The 4,547-nt window shown below is 41.4% G+C and carries 4 protein-coding genes and 4 tRNA genes; 2 read left to right on the top strand and 6 right to left on the bottom strand.

Features of this window, described 5'->3' with window-relative positions; all coding sequences use genetic code 11:
* Positions 1-410: 410 nt before the first annotated feature.
* The 5 genes from ACYQ2O_RS10620 to ACYQ2O_RS10640 form a co-directional block, all read right to left on the bottom strand.
* A tRNA-Gln gene (locus ACYQ2O_RS10620) sits at positions 411-482 on the bottom strand.
* Positions 483-493: 11 nt separating this feature from the next.
* Positions 494-574 (bottom strand) — tRNA-Tyr (locus tag ACYQ2O_RS10625).
* 28 nt (positions 575-602) lie between these two features.
* Positions 603-675 (bottom strand) — tRNA-Thr (locus ACYQ2O_RS10630).
* A 28-nt stretch (positions 676-703) separates the two neighbouring features.
* Positions 704-775, bottom strand: a tRNA-Glu gene (locus ACYQ2O_RS10635).
* An 85-nt stretch (positions 776-860) separates the two neighbouring features.
* Positions 861-1,136 carry a GNAT family N-acetyltransferase gene (locus tag ACYQ2O_RS10640; RefSeq protein ID WP_091266147.1) on the bottom strand — a complete coding sequence of 92 codons (276 nt, stop codon included), beginning with the start codon at positions 1,134-1,136 and terminating at the stop codon, positions 861-863.
* A 160-nt stretch (positions 1,137-1,296) separates the two neighbouring features.
* Here ACYQ2O_RS10640 and ACYQ2O_RS10645 point away from each other — a divergent pair, with 160 nt between their 5' ends.
* Complete coding sequence (locus ACYQ2O_RS10645; RefSeq protein WP_346025003.1) at positions 1,297-2,496, top strand: iron-containing alcohol dehydrogenase; 1,200 nt, start codon at positions 1,297-1,299, stop codon at positions 2,494-2,496.
* A 25-nt stretch (positions 2,497-2,521) separates the two neighbouring features.
* Complete coding sequence (locus ACYQ2O_RS10650; RefSeq protein WP_346025002.1) at positions 2,522-3,889, top strand: aldehyde dehydrogenase; 1,368 nt, start codon at positions 2,522-2,524, stop codon at positions 3,887-3,889.
* Between the two features lie 382 nt (positions 3,890-4,271).
* Here ACYQ2O_RS10650 and ACYQ2O_RS10655 read toward each other — a convergent pair.
* Positions 4,272-4,547, bottom strand: a 276-nt coding sequence (locus ACYQ2O_RS10655) for a transposase (protein WP_459796589.1), incomplete at its 5' end; no start/stop codon positions are given.

The following is a 4,547-nucleotide window of genomic DNA, read 5'->3' on the forward strand; positions in this document are numbered from 1 at the left end:
TAATGTTTCTAAAGAAATGTAGGAAAACCATTTATTTATGGTCATTTTTGTTTTATACTTATCCATGCTGTAAGTCCTTTGTTTTGGTCTTGGATAAGTCATCCAACCCCATTATAAAGGACTTTTTCATGTGTTGAAACAGTTAAAATTTTTAATGCAACACTAGTGATTTAAAATGAACTAAACGAATCGATGCTTCGAATATAAGATGTAAACATCTGTTTCGCACTATCGTCTTATTGTAAGCATATTCACCTGGCATTACACAGCAAAGGGTGTGATGTCTCAATTATGAAGGCATCTTAGTGTAAAGTGGTACTTCCTCGAAATCATTTCTTTTTGATCGAGATATGCTTTCCTGTAAATAAAAAAGCTGTGCAGCAAGTTGCCGCACAGCTTTTTTATTATGACTGGGCTACTAGGATTCGAACCTAGGAATGACGAGACCAAAACCCGTTGCCTTACCACTTGGCTATAGCCCAATAATATAAAATGGAGGGAGTAGGATTTGAACCTACGAACCCGAAGGAACGGATTTACAGTCCGCCGCGTTTGGCCACTTCGCTATCCCTCCGTATTAACAAAAACACTAGACTAGACAATGCCGGCTAAAGGATTTGAACCCTCGACCCACTGATTACGATTCAGTTGCTCTACCAACTGAGCTAAGCCGGCATTACTGACACTTACTAATAAAGTGTGATGACCCCTACGGGATTCGAACCCGTGTTACCGCCGTGAAAGGGCGGTGTCTTAACCGCTTGACCAAGGGGCCAGTCATCTTGTACTTTTTAAGCACAAGATATATTCTATAATGGATACGAGTGATTGTCAATAAGATTTAGTAAAATTAACATTATTTAATCAAACGCCTGAACATGTTCGTACTTGTCAGGTTTTCTTTTGAACAGTTCGACCACATATGGGCAGATTGGATAGATCTTCTTCTGCTCTTTCTGCATCTCTTCAACCACACGGTCAACCAGCTGCTCTGCTACCCCCTGGCCTCTCAAAGAAGGGTCTACAAAAGTATGATCAACTCCCACCCTGTCTCCCTGGGAAACCCAAGTGATTTCAGCTAGTAACTGCCCGTCTTCTTCTTTATAGAAGCGGTTATTCCCTTTAGAAAATTCCATATTCTCACCTCTTTTACATGTGTTCATCAATTATAGCATAAAGACTAGCCCTTTCAAACATAAGCGGTTTCAACTCTCTATGTGTTACTGATTGAACTTCTTCTATAAGAAGGTTAAAGTTATAAGAGAGATGATACCTTAACAATAGGAGGTCATTATTATGATAACCCTGTTAAACCGGCTATATCAAAAATCGCTTCATCTTACATCTTTTTTTCTAAGCTGGAAAGACCCAGAGCTGCTTAAAGGACCTGGATCCGTTCATTCCTTGCCAGACATCATTCGCTCTCACAGCTGTCAGCGTGTACTGATTTTAACGGACTCTGGGATTACCCGTGCTGGAGTATTGAACAAGCTCAAAACTTGCCTGGACCAGTCAGACATCAGTTACACTATTTTTAGTGATATCGAAGCTAATCCGAGCATTCGTACCATTGAAAGAGCAGCTGTCAGATACAACAGCTTTCATTCAGATTGCATAGTGGCGGTTGGAGGTGGGTCAGTGCTTGATGCTGCAAAAGCGGCATCTATTATTATAGGAAAACCTCAAAAATCACTTAAATCATTTAAGGGGCTGCTTAAAATCAGACATGCTCTTCCTCCTCTTATCGCTGTACCGACAACCGCTGGTACTGGAAGCGAGGCGACTGCAGCTGCGGTTGTGTCAGACCCGGAGAAAAAGGAAAAGTTCACGATTATGGACCCCTCTCTGATTCCGGATTACGCTGTTCTTGATCCAGTCCTTCTTAAAAGTCTTCCGCCACAGCTCACTGCAGAAACAGGGATGGATGCCTTGACTCATGCTGTCGAAGCCTATATCGGTCGAAGCAACACATCAGCAACTAGACGGTTGAGTGAAGAAGCGATTCTTCTCATCCACTCCAACTTGCTTCAATCTTATAATAACGGGTCAGACTTAACCGCAAGAGAAAATATGCTGATGGCATCCTATAAAGCCGGACAAGCTTTTACACGAGCGTATGTCGGAAACATCCATGCCATTTCTCATGCCCTAACGGCTTTCTACGGCGCTCCTCATGGTCGGACGAATGCCATGCTGCTGCCAGTCGTTCTAAGATATTACGGATCTGCTGTTCAACCTGATCTTTCAAGACTATCTGACAAGCTTGGACTGACTGAAAGTTCAGCATCAGAGAAAGAGAAAGCAGAAGCATTCATTAGTTGGATAGAGAAACTAAATCAGAAGATGACTATTCCGGACAAACTGGATAGGGTCCAGAAGAAAGATTATCTCCCTCTTTCCCGGCATGCCATCAAGGAAGCTAATCCGTTATATCCGGTCCCGGTAATGTTCACTTCAGACGATTTCACAGCTATTTTAGACCTCATATCAAACTAAAACGCATTAAGAAAGGATTTTTACCATGAGTATTGAAACCATTGCAAAAAAACAGAGAAATTACTTTTATCAGGGAGAGACTTTATCTGTAGACTTTCGAAAAAAACAGCTGATGAAGCTGAAGAAAACGCTCATCGCTCATCAGGATGACATAGTCGAGGCTGTCCACAAGGATTTCGGCAAGTCATCCTTCGAGACTTATGTCACTGAAATTCAAGTCGTCTATGATGAGATAAACTATATGCTTAAGAATCTGAAGAAACTGGCGAAACCCCAGAAAGTTCGTACGCCTCTGTTGCATTTTTATTCAAAAAGTAAAATTATGCATGACCCATTGGGAACCGTTCTGATCATTTCTCCGTGGAACTACCCTCTTGCACTAGCACTGACCCCACTTGCAGGCGCCATTGCGGCTGGAAACTGTGCGGTCATCAAGCCCTCAGAGGTGAGTTCTCATACCTCTGCGCTGATCAGTAAGATAATTACTGAAAATTTTGACGAACAGTATCTAACTGTATACGAAGGGGAAGCGGACACGACCCAGACCTTATTAAAACAGGGATTCGATCATTGTTTCTTTACTGGAAGCACTGAAGTAGGCAAAAAAATCATGCAGACTGCCAGTGAGACACTTACTCCAGTCACTCTTGAATTGGGTGGAAAAAGCCCCTGTGTCGTGACGGAGGATGCAGACATTGTGAAGGCTGCCTGTCGTATCGTATGGGGTAAGTTTGTCAATGCAGGACAGACGTGTATTGCTCCTGATTTCGTCCTGGTGCACGAATCTGTTAAACATAGACTGATCCTTATGATCCAAGAGGTCCTCAGACGCTTCTACGGAGAACAGCCTTTAGAAAATGATGACTATGCTCGTATTATTACTGAAAAACACTTTGATCGACTTGTTGGGCTTATGGATAATGAATCTATTCTTCATGGAGGAGAATACAGCAGAGACACCCTATCTATTGCCCCTACATTGGTTGACGATCCAGACTGGGACAGTCAGATTATGACGGAGGAAATTTTCGGGCCGCTTCTACCGATTATTGGGTATGACTCAATCGTCGATACAGTCCATACTCTCCAGGACCGTCCTAAACCACTGGCTTTCTATCTTTTTACTGAATCTGAGGTTTATAAGGAGTTCGTTATGGGATCTCTGTCATTTGGCGGAGGTTGCATCAATGATACACTGATTCACTTCGCCAATCTTAATATGCCGTTCGGCGGAGTCGGCCATAGCGGTATGGGGAATTACCATGGAAAATATAGTTTCGATACATTTACCCATTCTAAAAGCGTGACTGAAAAGACAACACTGTTCGATATTCCTCTACGGTACCCTCCATACAGTAGTAAGGTGATGGACTGGCTTAAAAAGATGATGTAATTTTTTCAATTAAATAGTATATAGGCGTGGCCGCTAATGGTCACGCCTGTTTGTTATAATGCTACGGATTAAATAATTAATGTTTATCGTTAATTTATTGTTGACAGTCATTAGTTTCAAGGAGTATGATATAGCCATCAAAGAAAAAAGTGGTTTCCAAATATGAATATCAAAAAGTTTCAGTTCATCTGTCGTTTTACATCTGTGATCACTAGTGTTGCATAAAACTTAGAGTAAATGATTTTCACACATTGTTACTTTCATCACAAGTATTTTTCGTTAAAATTTCCAAAAAAGTCAATTGCTGGCGCAAGGGATGACTTTTTCCAGAAATTTTTAGGGTTATTCAGTTGTGGATTAGTCCATTTGTACTCTCTTTCACTTAACCAGGTGCGAACGATTCTTTGAAATACGCAAACGGTTCATACTGTAACACTCTGATTTGTCTCAAAACAGTGAAGTGGCTTGATTTCAAGCGTAATTGCAGTTTCATCAGTAACGTCAGTAAGTAGACAATCATCGCAAGAATCGCTTGATTCTCTACGCCTTGTTCAGACTGTGAATAGTACGTTTTAATGGTCAAATGTTGTTTGATGTGCTTGAAAAACAACTCGATCTGCCATCTTGATTGATACATCTTTCCGATAGCCTCTGCTGA

It is taken from the genome of Alkalibacterium sp. m-11 (assembly GCF_054658155.1).

Bases quoted from the DNA above. Each gene is read 5' to 3' on its own strand.
- ACYQ2O_RS10640 (WP_091266147.1), bottom strand. From the start codon at position 1,136: ATGGAATTTTCTAAAGGGAATAACCGCTTCTATAAAGAAGAAGACGGG.
- ACYQ2O_RS10645 (WP_346025003.1), top strand. From the start codon at position 1,297: ATGATAACCCTGTTAAACCGGCTATATCAAAAATCGCTTCATCTTACA.
- ACYQ2O_RS10650 (WP_346025002.1), top strand. From the start codon at position 2,522: ATGAGTATTGAAACCATTGCAAAAAAACAGAGAAATTACTTTTATCAG.